This is a genomic window from Escherichia sp. MOD1-EC6819 (assembly GCF_002965765.1).
GTDB lineage: Bacteria > Pseudomonadota > Gammaproteobacteria > Enterobacterales > Enterobacteriaceae > Escherichia > Escherichia ruysiae.
On sequence record NZ_PTRG01000003.1, the window covers coordinates 152516 to 170689 of the forward strand.

The following is an 18174-nucleotide window of genomic DNA, read 5'->3' on the forward strand; positions in this document are numbered from 1 at the left end:
GATTCGTTACCAGTTATGACAACCTGACAGCTACATCATTCACTTTTTCTTCACAACCGGCACGGAACTCACTAGGGCTCGCCCCGGTACATTTTTTAAATACCCTGGAAAAATAGAGTTGATCATCAAAGCCAACATTGCGCCCGACGGTGGCGATAGGCATCCGGGTGGTGCTCAAAAGCAGCTTCGCCTGACTAATGCGCTGGTCCTCGCGCCAGCTTAAGACGCTAATCCCTAACTGCTGGCGGAACAGATGCGACAGACGCGACGGCGACAGGCAGACATGCTGCGCGACGCTGGCGATATCAAAATTGCTGTCCGCCAGGTGATCGCTGATGTACTGACAAGCCTCGCGTACCCGATTATCCATCGGCGGATGGAGCGACTCATTAATCGCTTCCATACGCCGCAATAACAATTGCTCAAGAAGATTTATCGCCAGTAATTCCGAATAGCGCCCTTCCCCTTGTCCGGCATTAATGATTTGCCCGAACAGATCGCTGAAATGCGGCTGGTGCGCTTCATCCGGGCGAAAGAAACCGGTATTGGCAAATATTGACGGCCAGTTAAGCCATTCATGCCAGTAAGCGCGCGGACGAAAGTAAACCCACTGGTGATACCATTCACGAGCCTCCGGATGACGACCGTAGTGATGAATTTCTCCCGGCGGGAACAGCAAAATATCGCCCGGCCGACAGACAAATTCTCGCCCCTGATTTTTTACCACCCCCTGACCGCGAATGGTGAGATTGAGGATATAACCTTTCATTCCCAGCGGTCGGTCGATAAAAAAATCGAGATAACCGTTGGCCTCAATCGGCGTTAAACCCGCCACCAGATGGGCGTTAAACGAGTAACCCGGCAGCAGGGGATCATTTTGCGCTTCAGCCATACTTTTCATACTCCCGCCAATCAGAGAAGAAACCAATTGTCCATATTGCATTAAACATCATCAGCATTGCGTCTCTGGTGGGCTATCTTCACTAATCCAACCAGCAACCCCGCTTGTGAAAAGCATTTTGTAACAAGGAGGGACGAAAGCCATGACAAAAACGCGTAACAAAAGTGTCTATAATCGCGGCAGAAAAGTCCACATTGATTATTTGCACGGCGTCACACTTTGCTATGCAATAGCATTTTTATCCATAAGATTAGCGAATACTGCCTGACTGTTTTTATCGCAACTCTCTACTGTTTCTCCATACCCGTTTTTTTTGGATGGAGTGAAACGATGGCGATTGCAATTGGCCTCGATTTTGGCAGTGATTCTGTGCGAGCTTTGGCGGTGGACTGCGCCACCGGTGAAGAGATCGCCACCAGCGTAGAGTGGTATCCCCGTTGGCAGAAAGGGCAATTTTGTGATGCCCCGAATAACCAGTTCCGTCATCATCCGCGTGACTACATTGAGTCAATGGAAGCGGCGCTGAAAACCGTGCTTGCAGAGCTTAGCGCCGAACAGCGCGCAACTGTGGTCGGAATTGGCGTGGACAGCACCGGCTCGACGCCCGCACCGATTGACGCTGACGGTAACGTGCTGGCGCTGCGCCCGGAGTTTGCCGAAAACCCGAACGCGATGTTCGTATTGTGGAAAGACCACACTGCGGTTGAAGAAGCAGAAGAGATCACCCGCTTATGTCACACACCGGGCAACGTTGACTACTCCCGCTATATTGGCGGTATTTATTCCAGCGAATGGTTCTGGGCGAAAATTCTCCACGTTACCCGTCAGGACAACGCTGTTGCGCAATCTGCCGCATCGTGGGTTGAGCTGTGCGATTGGGTGCCAGCCCTGCTTTCCGGCACCACCCACCCGCAGGATATCCGTCGTGGACGTTGCAGCGCCGGGCATAAATCACTGTGGCACGAAAGCTGGGGCGGTCTGCCACCAGCCAGTTTCTTTGATGAGCTGGACCCGATCCTCAACCGCCATTTACCTTCCCCGCTGTTCACTGATACCTGGACTGCCGATATTCCGGTGGGCACCTTATGTCCGGAATGGGCGCAGCGTCTCGGCCTGCCTGAAAGCGTGGTGATTTCCGGCGGCGCGTTTGACTGCCATATGGGCGCAGTTGGCGCAGGCGCACAGCCTAACGCGCTGGTAAAAGTTATCGGCACTTCCACCTGCGACATTCTGATTGCCGACAAACACAGCGTCGGTGAACGCGCGGTGAAAGGTATTTGCGGCCAGGTTGATGGCAGCGTGGTGCCTGGATTTATCGGTCTGGAAGCAGGCCAATCGGCCTTTGGTGATATCTACGCCTGGTTTGGTCGCGTACTCGGCTGGCCGCTGGAACAGCTTGCCGCCCAGCATCCGGAACTGAAAGAGCAAATCAACGCCAGCCAGAAACAACTGCTTCCGGCGCTGACCGAGGCGTGGGCCAAAAATCCGTCTCTGGATCACCTGCCGGTGGTGCTCGACTGGTTTAACGGCCGCCGCACACCGAACGCGAACCAACGCCTGAAAGGGGTGATTACGGATCTCAATCTCGCTACCGACGCCCCGGCGCTGTTCGGCGGTTTGATTGCCGCCACCGCCTTTGGCGCTCGCGCGATTATGGAATGCTTCACCGATCAGGGGATCGCCGTCAATAACGTGATGGCGCTGGGCGGCATCGCGCGGAAAAACCAGGTCATTATGCAGGCCTGCTGCGACGTGCTGAATCGCCCGCTGCAAATTGTTGCCTCTGATCAGTGCTGTGCGCTCGGTGCGGCGATTTTCGCTGCCGTCGCCGCGAAAGTGCACGCAGACATCCCATCAGCTCAGCAAAAAATGGCCAGTGCGGTAGAAAAAACCCTGCAACCGCGCACCGAACAGGCACAACGCTTTGAACAGCTTTATCGCCGCTATCAGCAATGGGCGATGAGCGCCGAACAACACTATCTTCCAACTTCCGCCCCGGCACAGGCTGCCCAGGCCGTTCCGACTCTATAAGGACACGACTATGACGATTTTTGATAATTATGAAGTGTGGTTTGTCATTGGCAGCCAACATCTTTACGGCCCAGAGACTCTGCGTCAGGTCACCCAACATGCCGAGCACGTCGTTAATGCGCTGAATACTGAAGCGAAACTGCCCTGCAAACTGGTGCTGAAACCGCTGGGCACCACGCCGGATGAAATCACCGCTATTTGCCGCGACGCCAATTACGACGATCGTTGCGCCGGTCTGGTGGTGTGGCTGCACACTTTCTCCCCGGCAAAAATGTGGATCAACGGCCTGACCATGCTCAACAAACCGTTGCTGCAATTCCACACCCAGTTTAACGCGGCGCTGCCGTGGGACAGTATCGATATGGACTTTATGAACCTGAACCAGACCGCACACGGCGGCCGCGAGTTCGGCTTCATCGGCGCGCGTATGCGTCAGCAACATGCCGTCGTTACCGGTCACTGGCAGGATAAGCAAGCGCATGAGCGTATCGGCTCCTGGATGCGCCAGGCGGTATCTAAACAGGATACCCGTCATCTGAAAGTCTGCCGTTTTGGCGACAACATGCGTGAAGTGGCGGTCACTGACGGCGATAAAGTTGCCGCACAGATCAAGTTCGGTTTCTCGGTGAATACCTGGGCGGTTGGCGATCTGGTGCAGGTGGTAAACTCCATCAGCGATGGCGATGTTAACGCGCTGGTCGATGAGTACGAAAGCAGCTACATCATGACGCCTGCCACACAAATCCACGGCGAAAAACGGCAGAACGTGCTGGAAGCGGCACGTATTGAGCTGGGGATGAAGCGTTTCCTGGAACAAGGTGGCTTCCACGCGTTCACCACCACCTTTGAAGATTTGCACGGCCTGAAACAGCTTCCGGGTCTCGCCGTACAGCGTCTGATGCAGCAGGGTTACGGCTTTGCGGGCGAAGGCGACTGGAAAACTGCCGCCCTGCTTCGCATCATGAAGGTGATGTCAACCGGTCTGCAGGGCGGCACCTCCTTTATGGAGGACTACACCTATCACTTCGAGAAAGGTAATGATCTGGTGCTCGGCTCCCATATGCTGGAAGTCTGCCCGTCGATCGCCGCAGAAGAGAAACCGATCCTCGACGTTCAGCACCTTGGCATTGGCGGTAAAGACGATCCTGCCCGCCTGATCTTCAACACCCAAACCGGCCCTGCGATTGTCGCCAGCCTGATTGATCTCGGCGATCGTTACCGTCTGCTGGTTAACTGCATCGACACGGTGAAAACCCCGCACTCCTTGCCGAAACTACCGGTGGCGAATGCGCTGTGGAAAGCGCAGCCAGATCTGCCAACTGCTTCCGAAGCGTGGATCCTCGCTGGTGGCGCGCACCATACCGTCTTCAGCCATGCGCTGAACCTGAACGATATGCGCCAGTTTGCCGAGATGCACGACATTGAAATCACGGTGATTGATAACGACACCCGCCTGCCTGCGTTTAAAGACGCGCTGCGCTGGAACGAAGTGTATTACGGATTTCGTCGCTAAGTAGCCGCATCCGGCATTCAGCGCCTGATGCGACGCTGGCGCGTCTTATCAGGCCTACACGCTGCGATTTTGTAGGCCGGATAAGCAAAGCGCATCCGGCATTCTTTTCCCCCTCGCCCCTTTGGGGAGAGGGCCGGGGTGAGGGGAAATGACCTCTCTGGAGTCAACATGTTAGAAGATCTCAAACGCCAGGTATTAGAAGCCAATCTGGCGCTCCCAAAACACAACCTGGTCACGCTGACCTGGGGCAACGTCAGCGCCGTTGATCGCGAGCGCGGCGTCTTTGTGATCAAACCTTCCGGCGTCGATTACAGCGTCATGACCGCCGACGATATGGTCGTGGTCAGTATCGAAACCGGTGAAGTGGTTGAGGGCAAGAAAAAGCCCTCCTCCGACACGCCAACTCACCGGTTGCTCTATCAGGCATTCCCGTCCATTGGTGGCATTGTGCATACACACTCGCGCCACGCCACCATCTGGGCGCAGGCGGGTCAGTCGATTCCAGCAACCGGCACCACCCACGCCGACTATTTCTACGGCACCATTCCCTGCACCCGCAAAATGACCGACGCAGAAATCAACGGTGAATATGAGTGGGAAACCGGTAACGTCATCGTAGAAACCTTCGAAAAACAGGGTATCGATGCGGCGCAAATGCCAGGCGTGCTGGTGCATTCTCACGGTCCGTTTGCGTGGGGTAAAAATGCCGAAGATGCGGTGCACAACGCCATCGTGCTGGAAGAAGTCGCTTATATGGGGATTTTCTGCCGTCAGTTAGCGCCGCAGTTACCGGATATGCAACAAACATTGCTGGATAAGCACTATCTGCGTAAGCATGGCGCAAAAGCCTATTACGGCCAGTAATGACTGTATAAAACCACAGCCAGTCAACCAAAACCAGGCTATACTCAAGTCTGGTTTTTTATTGGATTTTCAGCGTGGCGCAGGCAGGTTTTATCTTAACCCGACACTGGCGGGACACCCCGCAAGGAACCGAAGTTTCCTTTTGGTTAGCGACGGACAACGGGCCGTTGCAGGTCACGCTTGCGCCGCAAGAGTCCGTGGCGTTTATTCCCGCTGATCACGTTCCCCGCACTCAACATATTTTGCAGGGTGAGCAAGGATTTCGCCTGACGCCGCTGGCGTTAAAGGATTTTCACCGCCAGCCGGTGTATGGCCTTTATTGTCGCGCCCATCGCCAGTTGATGAATTACGAAAAGCGCCTGCGTGAAGGTGGCGTTACCGTCTACGAGGCCGATGTGCGCCCGCCAGAACGCTATCTGATGGAGCGGTTTATCACCTCACCGGTGTGGGTCGAGGGTGATATACGCAATGGCGCTATCGTTAATGCCCGTCTGAAACCGCATCCCGACTATCGTCCGCCGCTCAAGTGGGTTTCTATTGATATTGAAACCACCCGCCACGGTGAGCTGTACTGCATCGGCCTGGAAGGCTGCGGGCAGCGCATCGTTTATATGCTGGGGCCAGAGAATGGCGACGCCTCCGCGCTCGATTTTGAACTGGAGTACGTCGCCAGCCGCCCGCAGCTACTGGAAAAACTCAACGCCTGGTTTGCCAACTACGATCCTGATGTGATCATCGGTTGGAACGTGGTGCAGTTTGATCTGCGAATGCTGCAAAAACATGCCGAGCGTTATCGTATTCCGCTGCGGCTGGGGCGCGATAACAGTGAGCTGGAGTGGCGCGAGCACGGCTTTAAAAACGGCGTCTTTTTTGCCCAGGCTAAAGGTCGGCTAATTATCGACGGTATCGAGGCGCTGAAATCCGCGTTCTGGAATTTCTCTTCATTCTCGCTGGAAACCGTCGCTCAGGAGTTATTAGGCGAAGGAAAATCTATCGATAACCCGTGGGATCGAATGGACGAAATTGACCGCCGTTTCGCCGAAGATAAACCTGCGCTGGCGACTTATAACCTGAAAGATTGCGAGCTGGTGACGCAGATTTTCCATAAAACTGAAATCATGCCGTTTTTGCTCGAACGAGCAACGGTGAACGGCCTGCCGGTAGACCGCCACGGGGGATCGGTGGCGGCGTTTGGTCATCTCTATTTTCCCCGTATGCACCGCGCTGGTTATGTCGCGCCTAATCTCGGCGAAGTGCCGCCACACGCCAGCCCTGGCGGCTACGTGATGGATTCACGGCCAGGGCTGTATGATTCGGTACTGGTGCTGGACTATAAAAGCCTGTACCCGTCGATCATCCGCACCTTTCTGATTGATCCCGTCGGGCTGGTGGAAGGCATGGCGCAGCCTGATCCAGAGTACAGTACCGAAGGTTTTCTTGATGCCTGGTTCTCACGGGAGAAACATTGCCTGCCGGAGATTGTGACTCACATCTGGCACGGGCGCGATGAAGCCAAACGTCAGGGCAACAAGCCGCTGTCGCAGGCGCTGAAGATCATCATGAATGCCTTTTATGGCGTGCTTGGAACCACTGCCTGCCGCTTCTTCGATCCGCGCCTGGCGTCGTCGATCACCATGCGTGGTCATCAGATCATGCGGCAAACCAAAGCATTGATTGAAGCGCAGGGCTACGACGTGATCTACGGCGATACCGACTCAACGTTTGTCTGGCTAAAAGGCGCACATTCGGAAGAAGAAGCAGCGAAAATCGGTCGTGCACTGGTGCAGCACGTTAACGCCTGGTGGGCGGAAACGCTGCAAAAACAACGGCTGACCAGCGCACTGGAACTGGAGTATGAAACCCATTTCTGCCGTTTTCTGATGCCAACCATTCGCGGGGCCGATACCGGCAGCAAAAAGCGCTACGCCGGACTGATTCAGGAGGGCGACAAACAGCGGATGGTATTTAAAGGGCTGGAAACCGTGCGCACCGACTGGACGCCGCTGGCCCAGCAGTTTCAGCAGGAGCTTTACCTGCGTATCTTCCGCAACGAGCCATATCAGGAATACGTCCGCGAAACCATCGACAAACTGATGGCGGGTGAACTGGATGCGCGGCTGGTTTACCGTAAACGCCTTCGCCGTCCGCTGAGCGAATATCAGCGTAATGTTCCGCCTCATGTACGCGCCGCTCGCCTTGCCGATGAAGAAAACCAAAAGCGCGGTCGCCCCTTGCAATATCAGAATCGCGGCACCATTAAGTACGTATGGACCACCAACGGCCCGGAGCCGCTGGACTACCAACGTTCACCACTGGATTACGAACACTATCTGACCCGCCAGCTACAACCCGTGGCGGAGGGAATACTCCCTTTTATTGAGGATAATTTTGCTACACTTATGACCGGGCAACTTGGGCTATTTTGAGCAAAAAAAGAGTTCGCCAGATACCATTTTGATGCGTGACGAATGCTTTGCCATCCAGTACCATAGCGCCCTTTCCATTCCTGGACCTGAATAACACCACTACCTCATAAGCACGGTAGCGGGTGGTTATTGCCTGCAATTAAAGATATAGAGCCGAACACATATGCCTTTTACACTTGGTCAACGCTGGATCAGCGATACAGAAAGCGAATTGGGACTTGGAACCGTTGTCGCGGTGGATGCGCGAACTGTCACTTTACTTTTCCCATCTACTGGTGAAAACCGTCTGTACGCACGCAGTGATTCCCCCGTGACCCGCGTGATGTTCAACCCTGGTGATACCATTACCAGCCATGACGGCTGGCAGATGCAAGTCGAAGAAGTAAAAGAAGAAAATGGCTTGCTGACCTATATCGGTACTCGCCTGGATACTGAAGAGTCCGGCGTAGCCCTGCGTGAAGTTTTCCTTGATAGCAAACTGGTATTCAGCAAACCGCAGGACCGTCTGTTTGCCGGGCAGATTGACCGTATGGACCGCTTTGCACTGCGTTATCGCGCGCGTAAGTATTCCAGCGAACAGTTCCGTATGCCGTACAGCGGCCTGCGCGGTCAGCGTACCAGCCTGATCCCGCACCAGCTCAACATCGCTCATGATGTTGGCCGCCGCCACGCGCCGCGCGTACTGCTGGCTGACGAAGTCGGTTTAGGGAAAACCATTGAAGCTGGGATGATCCTGCATCAGCAGTTGCTCTCTGGCGCTGCTGAACGTGTGCTGATTATCGTCCCGGAAACCTTACAGCATCAGTGGCTGGTAGAAATGCTGCGCCGTTTCAACCTGCGTTTTGCTCTGTTTGATGATGAGCGTTATGCCGAAGCTCAGCACGATGCTTACAACCCGTTCGATACCGAACAGCTGGTGATTTGCTCGCTGGATTTTGCCCGTCGTAGCAAACAGCGTCTGGAACATCTCTGTGAAGCCGAGTGGGACCTGCTGGTGGTCGATGAAGCGCATCACCTGGTGTGGAGCGAAGATGCGCCGAGCCGTGAATATCAGGCCATTGAACAACTGGCAGAGCATGTGCCGGGCGTTCTGCTGCTGACCGCAACCCCGGAACAGCTGGGGATGGAAAGCCACTTCGCCCGTCTGCGTCTGCTGGACCCGAACCGTTTCCACGATTTTGCGCAATTCGTTGAAGAGCAGAAAAATTATCGTCCGGTTGCGGACGCCGTTGCCATGCTGCTGGCAGGTAACAAACTGAGCAATGACGAACTGAACATGCTCGGTGAGATGATCGGCGAACAGGATATCGAGCCGCTGTTGCAAGCAGCAAACAGCGACAGCGAAGATGCCCAGAGCGCCCGTCAGGAACTGGTTTCGATGCTGATGGATCGCCACGGCACCAGCCGCGTGCTGTTCCGTAACACCCGTAACGGCGTAAAAGGCTTCCCGAAACGCGAGCTGCACACCATTAAGCTGCCGCTGCCGACGCAGTATCAGACGGCTATTAAAGTGTCCGGCATTATGGGCGCACGTAAAAGTGCGGAAGACCGCGCCCGCGATATGCTCTATCCGGAGCGTATTTATCAGGAATTTGAAGGCGATAACGCCACCTGGTGGAACTTTGATCCGCGCGTTGAGTGGCTGATGGGCTATCTGACCAGTCATCGCTCACAGAAAGTGTTGGTGATCTGCGCCAAAGCCGCCACCGCGCTGCAACTAGAGCAGGTGCTTCGCGAACGTGAAGGTATTCGCGCAGCGGTGTTCCACGAAGGCATGTCGATTATCGAACGTGACCGCGCAGCCGCCTGGTTCGCCGAAGAAGATACCGGCGCACAGGTGCTGCTGTGCTCGGAAATCGGTTCTGAAGGACGTAACTTCCAGTTCGCCAGTCACATGGTAATGTTCGATCTACCGTTCAACCCAGACCTGCTGGAGCAGCGTATTGGTCGTCTGGATCGTATCGGTCAGGCGCACGATATTCAGATCCACGTACCTTATCTGGAAAAAACCGCTCAGTCGGTGCTGGTGCGCTGGTATCACGAAGGTCTGGATGCGTTCGAGCACACCTGCCCGACCGGACGTACTATCTACGATAGCGTGTACAACGATCTGATTAACTACCTGGCTTCACCCGATCAAACCGAAGGCTTTGACGATCTGATCAAAAACTGCCGCGAGCAACACGAAGCCCTGAAAGCACAACTGGAGCAGGGTCGTGACCGCCTGCTGGAGATCCACTCCAACGGTGGCGAAAAAGCCCAGGCACTGGCAGAAAGCATTGAAGAGCAGGATGACGATACCAACCTGATCGCCTTCGCCATGAACCTGTTCGATATTATCGGTATTAATCAGGACGATCGCGGCGACAACATGATCGTGCTGACGCCGTCCGATCATATGCTGGTGCCGGACTTCCCTGGCCTGTCGGAAGATGGCATCACCATCACCTTTGATCGTGAAGTGGCGCTGGCGCGTGAAGATGCACAGTTTATTACCTGGGAACATCCGCTGATCCGCAACGGTCTGGATCTGATCCTTTCTGGCGATACTGGTAGCAGCACGATTTCACTGTTGAAAAACAAAGCGTTGCCGGTAGGTACGCTGTTGGTGGAACTGATTTACGTGGTTGAAGCACAAGCGCCGAAGCAGTTGCAGCTTAACCGCTTCCTGCCGCCGACGCCGGTACGTATGCTGTTGGATAAAAACGGCAACAACCTGGCGGCACAGGTAGAGTTTGAAACCTTTAACCGTCAACTTAACGCAGTGAATCGCCACACCGGTAGCAAGCTGGTTAACGCCGTACAGCAAGAGGTTCACGCTATCCTGCAACTGGGTGAAGCGCAGATTGAGAAGTCTGCCCGTGCACTGATCGATGCGGCGCGTAACGAAGCTGACGAAAAACTGTCTGCGGAACTGTCGCGTCTGGAAGCACTGCGCGCAGTGAACCCGAACATTCGTGACGACGAACTGGCCGCCATTGAAAGCAACCGTCAGCAGGTAATGGAAAGTCTGGATCAGGCAGGCTGGCGTCTGGATGCCCTGCGTTTAATCGTTGTGACGCATCAGTAACGGAGCCGAAGATGGGGATGGAAAACTACAATCCGCCGCAGGAACCCTGGCTGGTTGTCCTGTATCAGGATGATCACATTATGGTGGTCAACAAGCCGAGCGGTTTGTTGTCTGTGCCGGGACGTCTGGAAGAGCACAAAGACAGCGTGATGACGCGCATTCAGCGCGATTATCCGCAGGCGGAATCGGTGCATCGTCTGGATATGGCCACCAGCGGCGTGATTGTAGTGGCGCTGACTAAAGCTGCGGAGCGGGAATTAAAACGCCAGTTCCGCGAGCGCGAGCCGAAAAAACAGTATGTGGCTCGCGTCTGGGGGCATCCATCCCCTGCGGAAGGTCTGGTGGATCTGCCGTTGATTTGCGACTGGCCAAACCGCCCGAAACAGAAAGTCTGTTACGAAACGGGTAAGCCTGCGCAGACAGAATATGAAGTCGTGGATTATGCGGCGGATAACACGGCAAGAGTGGTGTTAAAGCCGATTACCGGACGTTCGCATCAGCTACGTGTGCATATGCTGGCGCTGGGGCATCCGATTCTCGGCGATCGTTTTTATGCTTCACCAGAAGCCAGGGCGATGGCACCGCGTTTGCTGCTACATGCAGAGATGTTGACGATTACCCATCCGGCATATGGCAATAGTATGACGTTTAAGGCGCCAGCGGATTTTTGATAGTGACGACGGCGCAGTCCGGTAGTCCGGATAAGGCGTTCACGCCGCATCCGGCAATTTGTGCCGCCGGATGCGACGCTGGCGCGTCTTATCCGGCCTACAATTTCTCACTCGCTCTGAAACTTATTTAAACCCTTTCTGCTGCTTAATCAGCTCATACGCCTGCTGAATTTCCTGCGCTTTCTGCTTCGCCATCTCCATCATCTCTGGCGGCAAACCTTTCGCCACCAGCTTATCCGGATGGTGTTCGCTCATCAGCTTACGGTAGGCTCGTTTAATGGTGGTTGCATCGTCCGTCGGCTTCACGCCCAGCACGTTACAGGCATCTTCCAGCGTCGGGCCACGCTGCGCTTGCTGCCAGTTACCACCGCCAGATTGCTGCTGATAACCGCCGCCAAATTGCGCCCCCCCCTGCATCATGCGCAGAAACTGGTCAAACTGGGCGCGGGAAATCCCTAACTCTTCAGCAATCACATACAGCACCGCCCGTTCATTCGGGTGCAGTGAACCATCAGCAAACGCCGCCTGAATCTGGATCTCCAGAAACATACGAATTAAGTCGAAACGACCAAAGCAAACACTGCGAAACTGACGCATCTTTTCGCGCAGCGGGTAATTGTCTGATTTTCCCACCCGAAATGCATTTTGCGCCGCAGTACGGGAAGCACCGTGTAAATTCATCCGATCCATGAGCAATGTGGCAATATGAATATCAGCCTCAGTAACACGTCCTTTGGATTTGGTTAAATGCCCCATTACTTCAAAAGTGGTGGCAAAAAACAGCGCCTGACGCTCGCGCTGGTTGGCGAACCACGCCATTTTGCGGCTGCGGGCTTTATCAAACATATGGCCGATTAACAGACCTAATACAACGCCCCAAAAGCCGCCGCCCATCAGTAAGGCCACGGCCACGCCAATGATTTTTCCCCAATACTGCATATATTCCCCAAATCGACACACGGATATCAGGGCTATCTCCCACAATATAAAGGTGCTTTTACCGTTTTCCGGCTGCGGTCAATTGTGGGACATCGCCTATAATTTGCATTATCATACCTGTCATTCAATGCCGTGCCTAACACCACTGACGCTATTCGGACAGGATTAACACTAGCGTAGAGATGACGAGTACGTTAGTCTCTGACCGTTTGTCACGCGCAACGTTACCGATGATGGAACAATAAAATCAACGTATGAAAAAACGTATCCCCACTCTCCTGGCCACCATGATTGCCACCGCCCTTTATAGTCAACAGGGACTGGCAGCCGACCTCGCCTCACAGTGCATGTTGGGCGTGCCAAGCTATGACCGTCCTCTGGTACAGGGCGATACTAACGACTTACCCGTGACGATTAATGCTGACCACGCAAAGGGGAATTACCCCGATGACGCCGTGTTTACTGGCAGCGTAGATATCATGCAGGGTAACAGCCGTCTGCAGGCCGACGAAGTGCAGCTCCATCAAAAAGAGGCACCAGGACAACCGGAGCCGATACGTACTGTTGATGCGCTCGGTAATGTCCATTACGACGATAACCAGGTGATCCTCAAAGGGCCGAAAGGCTGGGCGAATCTGAACACCAAAGATACCAACGTCTGGGAAGGTGATTACCAGATGGTGGGTCGCCAGGGTCGTGGTAAAGCGGACCTGATGAAACAACGTGGCGAAAACCGCTACACCATTCTGGATAACGGTAGCTTTACTTCCTGTTTGCCAGGTTCCGATACCTGGAGCGTGGTAGGTAGCGAAATTATTCATGACCGCGAAGAACAAGTTGCGGAGATCTGGAACGCCCGCTTTAAAGTGGGTCCGGTTCCGATCTTTTACAGCCCGTATTTGCAGTTGCCGGTGGGTGATAAACGCCGTTCTGGTTTCTTGATCCCGAACGCCAAATACACCACCACCAACTACTTTGAGTTCTATCTGCCATATTACTGGAACATCGCGCCAAATATGGATGCCACCATCACGCCGCATTATATGCATCGTCGTGGCAACATCATGTGGGAGAACGAATTCCGTTATCTCACCCAGGCAGGCGCAGGCTTGATGGAACTGGATTATCTGCCTTCGGATAAAGTCTATGAAGATGAACATCCAGAAGATAGCAATTCACGCCGTTGGTTGTTCTACTGGCAACACTCCGGAGTGATGGACCAGGTTTGGCGCTTTAACATCGACTACACCAAAGTCAGCGACCCGACCTATTTCAACGATTTTGATAATAAATATGGTTCCAGTACCGATGGTTATGCCACGCAAAAATTCAGCGTGGGCTATGCGGTGCAGAACTTTGACGCCACGCTTTCAACCAAACAATTCCAGGTCTTTGACGATAACAGTGGCAACAGCTACGCCGCTGAACCGCAGTTAGACGTCAATTACTACCATAACGATCTCGGTCCGTTTGATACCCGCATCTATGGTCAGGCTGTGCATTTTGTAAATACCAATAGCAATATGCCAGAAGCCACACGTCTGCACCTTGAACCGACAATCAATCTTCCGTTGTCGAATAACTGGGGGAGTCTGAATACCGAAGCCAAACTGATGGCGACGCATTATCAACAGACCAATCTTGACTGGTATAACAGCAACCCACAAAACAATAAGTTGGCAGATTCTGTTAACCGTGTAATGCCGCAATTCAAAGTTGACGGCAAAATGGTCTTTGAACGCGATATGGAAATGCTGGCGCCGGGTTACACCCAGACGCTGGAACCGCGCGCACAATACCTGTATGTGCCGTATCGCGATCAGAGCGATATCTACAACTACGACTCGTCTCTGCTGCAATCTGACTACTCTGGCCTGTTCCGGGACCGGACTTACGGTGGTCTTGACCGTATTGCTTCGGCTAACCAGGTAACGACCGGCGTCACAACTCGCGTATATGATGACGCAGCCGTTGAACGTTTTAATATTTCCGTTGGTCAAATCTACTACTTCACGGAGTCTCGCACCGGCGATGACAACATAACATGGGAGAATGACGACAAAACGGGCTCACTGGTATGGGCAGGCGATACCTACTGGCGCATCTCCGAACGCTGGGGATTGCGTGGCGGCATTCAGTACGATACTCGTCTGGATAACGTAGCCACCAGTAACACCAGCATTGAATACCGTCGGGATGAAGACCGTCTGGTACAGCTGAACTACCGCTACGCCAGCCCGGAATATATTCAGGCTACGCTGCCTAAGTACTATTCCACCGCCGAGCAGTACAAAAACGGTATTTCGCAGGTAGGCGCAGTCGCCAGCTGGCCAATCGCCGATCGTTGGTCAATTGTCGGGGCTTACTACTACGACACCAATGCGAACAAGCAAGCCGACTCAATGTTAGGCGTGCAATACAGCTCCTGCTGCTATGCGATTCGCGTCGGTTACGAGCGGAAGCTGAACGGTTGGGATAACGATAAACAACATGCGGTATATGACAACGCAATCGGCTTTAACATCGAACTTCGCGGCCTGAGCTCTAACTACGGTCTCGGTACGCAAGAGATGCTGCGTTCGAACATTTTGCCGTATCAAAACTCTTTGTGATTTGTTGATTTACCACGTAATCCGCAGTGCGGTTAATTGAAATGGAAAAAGTATGAAGAACTGGAAAACGCTGCTTCTCGGTATCGCGATGATCGCGAATACCAGTTTCGCTGCCCCCCAGGTAGTCGATAAAGTCGCAGCCGTCGTCAATAACGGCGTCGTGCTGGAAAGCGACGTTGATGGATTAATGCAGTCGGTAAAAATGAATGCCGCCCAGGCAAGGCAGCAACTTCCTGATGACGCGACGCTGCGCCACCAAATCATGGAGCGTTTGATCATGGATCAAATCCTCTTGCAGATGGGGCAGAAAATGGGAGTGAAAATCTCCGATGAGCAGCTCGATCAGGCAATTGCCAATATTGCCAAACAGAACAACATGACGCTGGATCAGATGCGCAGCCGCCTGGCCTACGATGGTCTGAACTACAACACCTATCGTAACCAGATCCGCAAAGAGATGATTATCTCTGAAGTGCGTAACAACGAAGTGCGTCGTCGCATCACCATCCTGCCGCAGGAAGTTGAAGCTCTGGCGCAACAAGTCGGTAATCAAAACGATGCCAGCACTGAGCTGAACTTAAGCCACATCCTGATCCCGCTGCCGGAAAACCCGTCTTCTGAGCAGGTAAACGAAGCGGAAACACAGGCGCGTGCCATTGTCGATCAGGCGCGTAATGGCGCTGATTTCGGTAAACTGGCGATCGCTCACTCTGCCGATCAGCAGGCGCTGAACGGCGGCCAGATGGGCTGGGGTCGCATTCAGGAACTGCCGGGAATTTTCGCCCAGGCATTAAGCACCGCGAAGAAAGGCGATATTGTTGGTCCGATTCGTTCTGGCGTTGGCTTCCATATCCTGAAAGTTAACGATCTGCGCGGCGAAAGCAAAAATATTTCGGTAACCGAAGTTCATGCTCGCCATATTCTGCTGAAACCGTCGCCGATCATGACTGACGAACAGGCTCGCGTAAAACTGGAGCAAATTGCAGCGGACATCAAGAGTGGTAAAACCACGTTTGCCGCTGCGGCGAAAGAGTTCTCTCAGGATCCAGGCTCTGCCAACCAGGGCGGCGATCTCGGCTGGGCTACGCCAGATATTTTCGATCCGGCCTTCCGTGACGCGTTGACCCGCCTGAACAAAGGTCAAATGAGCGCACCGGTTCACTCTTCATTCGGCTGGCATTTAATCGAACTGCTGGATACCCGTAATGTCGATAAAACCGACGCTGCGCAGAAAGATCGTGCTTATCGTATGCTGATGAACCGTAAGTTCTCGGAAGAAGCAGCAAGCTGGATGCAGGAACAACGCGCCAGCGCCTACGTTAAAATCCTGAGCAACTAATGGTTAAAACCCAACGTGTTGTGATCACTCCCGGCGAGCCAGCCGGGATTGGCCCGGACTTAGTTGTCCAGCTTGCACAGCGTGAGTGGCCGGTCGAACTGGTTGTTTGTGCCGATGCCACTCTCCTTACTGACCGGGCAGCGATGCTCGGTTTGCCGCTTACTCTCCGCCCTTACTCCCCAGACTCCCCTGCACAACCGCAAACTGCGGGCACATTAACGCTACTTCCTGTCGCGCTACGTGCACCTGTGACTGCGGGGCAATTAACGGTTGAAAATGGGCATTACGTGGTAGAGACGCTGGCGCGAGCGTGTGATGGCTGTCTGAACGGTGAATTTGCCGCGCTGATTACCGGCCCCGTGCATAAAGGCGTCATTAACGACGCTGGCATTCCGTTTACCGGTCATACCGAGTTTTTCGAAGAGCGTTCGCAGGCAAAAAAAGTCGTGATGATGCTGGCAACCGAAGAACTTCGCGTGGCGCTGGCAACGACGCATTTACCGCTGCGCGATATCGCTGACGCCATCACCCCGCCCCTGCTGCATGAAGTCATTTCTATTTTGCATCACGATTTGCAAACCAAATTTGGTATTGCTGAGCCGCGCATTCTGGTCTGTGGCCTGAATCCGCACGCGGGCGAAGGCGGTCATATGGGCACGGAAGAGATAGACACCATCATTCCGGTGCTCGACGAGTTACGGGCGCAGGGGATGAAACTCAACGGGCCTTTGCCTGCCGATACCCTGTTTCAGCCTAAATATCTCGACAACGCCGACGCGGTGCTGGCGATGTACCACGATCAGGGTCTTCCCGTGCTAAAATACCAGGGCTTCGGGCGCGGTGTGAATATTACGCTGGGCCTGCCCTTTATTCGCACATCAGTGGACCACGGCACCGCGCTGGAACTGGCGGGACGTGGCAAAGCCGATGTCGGCAGTTTTATTACGGCGCTTAATCTCGCCATCAAAATGATTGTTAATACCCAATGAATAAACGAGTCCACCAGGGCCACTTAGCCCGTAAACGCTTCGGGCAAAACTTTCTCAACGATCAGTTCGTGATCGACAGCATTGTTTCTGCCATTAACCCGCAGAAGGGTCAGGCGATGGTCGAAATCGGCCCCGGTCTGGCAGCGTTGACCGAGCCAGTCGGCGAACGTCTGGATCAACTGACAGTCATCGAACTTGACCGCGATTTGGCGGCACGTCTGCAAACGCATCCATTCTTAGGCCCGAAACTGACGATTTATCAGCAGGATGCGATGACCTTTAACTTCGGTGAGCTGGCTGAGAAAATGGGTCAGCCGCTACGAGTTTTCGGTAACCTGCCGTATAACATCTCCACACCGTTGATGTTCCATCTGTTTAGCTATACTGATGCCATTGCCGACATGCACTTTATGTTGCAAAAAGAGGTGGTGAATCGTCTGGTTGCAGGACCGAACAGCAAAGCGTATGGTCGATTAAGCGTCATGGCGCAATATTATTGCAACGTGATCCCGGTGCTGGAAGTACCGCCATCGGCCTTTACACCACCACCAAAAGTGGATTCCGCCGTCGTGCGCCTGGTTCCTCATGCAACGATGCCTTACCCGGTTAAAGATGTTCGCGTGTTAAGCCGTATCACCACCGAAGCCTTTAACCAGCGTCGTAAAACCATTCGTAACAGCCTCGGCAACCTGTTTAGCGTCGAGGTGTTAACGGGAATGGGCATCGACCCGGCGATGCGAGCGGAAAATATCTCTGTCGCGCAATATTGCCAGATGGCGAACTATCTGGCGGAGAACGCGTCTTTGCAGGAGAGTTAAC

Annotated in this window: 12 protein-coding genes; 10 read left to right on the forward strand and 2 right to left on the reverse strand. The window is 53.9% G+C overall.

The genetic code is table 11. The features are described from left to right. Window positions 1-13: 13 nt before the first annotated feature. Window positions 14-892: an arabinose operon transcriptional regulator AraC gene (gene araC, locus A7Z06_RS04605; protein ID WP_016159393.1), complete on the reverse strand. Its 879-nt coding sequence runs from the start codon at window positions 890-892 to the stop codon at window positions 14-16. A 339-nt stretch (window positions 893-1231) separates the two neighbouring features. Between araC and araB the strand changes: the two genes are divergently transcribed. From araB to rluA, 6 genes are all read left to right on the forward strand, one after another. Continuing rightward, on the forward strand, window positions 1232-2932 hold the full coding sequence (araB, locus tag A7Z06_RS04615; RefSeq protein WP_000951851.1) for a ribulokinase: 1701 nt from the start codon (window positions 1232-1234) through the stop codon (window positions 2930-2932). A 10-nt stretch (window positions 2933-2942) separates the two neighbouring features. Next, window positions 2943-4445 (forward strand): L-arabinose isomerase, encoded by a 1503-nt coding sequence (araA, locus tag A7Z06_RS04620; RefSeq protein WP_000151749.1) that lies wholly within the window; start codon window positions 2943-2945, stop codon window positions 4443-4445. A 168-nt stretch (window positions 4446-4613) separates the two neighbouring features. Next, entirely contained in the window at window positions 4614-5309 is a 696-nt protein-coding gene (gene araD, locus A7Z06_RS04625; RefSeq protein WP_000888664.1) for an L-ribulose-5-phosphate 4-epimerase, read from the forward strand. Between the two features lie 74 nt (window positions 5310-5383). Continuing rightward, complete coding sequence (gene polB / locus A7Z06_RS04630; protein WP_105279356.1) at window positions 5384-7735, forward strand: DNA polymerase II; 2352 nt, start codon at window positions 5384-5386, stop codon at window positions 7733-7735. 163 nt (window positions 7736-7898) lie between these two features. After that, window positions 7899-10805, forward strand: a complete 2907-nt coding sequence (gene rapA / locus A7Z06_RS04635; RefSeq protein ID WP_001117013.1) for an RNA polymerase-associated protein RapA — start codon at window positions 7899-7901, stop codon at window positions 10803-10805. Between the two features lie 11 nt (window positions 10806-10816). Further along, complete coding sequence (gene rluA / locus A7Z06_RS04640; protein WP_000525207.1) at window positions 10817-11476, forward strand: bifunctional tRNA pseudouridine(32) synthase/23S rRNA pseudouridine(746) synthase RluA; 660 nt, start codon at window positions 10817-10819, stop codon at window positions 11474-11476. A 123-nt stretch (window positions 11477-11599) separates the two neighbouring features. On the opposite strand, the gene djlA is transcribed toward rluA, so the two are convergent. Then, entirely contained in the window at window positions 11600-12415 is an 816-nt protein-coding gene (djlA, locus tag A7Z06_RS04645) for a co-chaperone DjlA (RefSeq protein ID WP_001200584.1), read from the reverse strand. Between the two features lie 254 nt (window positions 12416-12669). Here djlA and lptD point away from each other — a divergent pair, with 254 nt between their 5' ends. From lptD to rsmA, 4 genes are read left to right on the forward strand one after another with little or no spacing between them, the layout of a single operon-like run. Further along, window positions 12670-15027: an LPS assembly protein LptD gene (gene lptD / locus A7Z06_RS04650; RefSeq protein ID WP_000746180.1), complete on the forward strand. Its 2358-nt coding sequence runs from the start codon at window positions 12670-12672 to the stop codon at window positions 15025-15027. A gap of 52 nt (window positions 15028-15079) precedes the next feature. Beyond that, on the forward strand, window positions 15080-16366 hold the full coding sequence (surA, locus tag A7Z06_RS04655; RefSeq protein WP_000800488.1) for a peptidylprolyl isomerase SurA: 1287 nt from the start codon (window positions 15080-15082) through the stop codon (window positions 16364-16366). After that, window positions 16366-17355 (forward strand): 4-hydroxythreonine-4-phosphate dehydrogenase PdxA, encoded by a 990-nt coding sequence (pdxA, locus tag A7Z06_RS04660; RefSeq protein ID WP_000241237.1) that lies wholly within the window; start codon window positions 16366-16368, stop codon window positions 17353-17355. Before surA ends, pdxA begins: the two co-directional genes overlap by 1 nt. Then, entirely contained in the window at window positions 17352-18173 is an 822-nt protein-coding gene (rsmA, locus tag A7Z06_RS04665; protein WP_001042779.1) for a 16S rRNA (adenine(1518)-N(6)/adenine(1519)-N(6))-dimethyltransferase RsmA, read from the forward strand. The genes pdxA and rsmA overlap by 4 nt, the downstream gene beginning before the upstream one ends. Window position 18174: the final 1 nt, after the last annotated feature.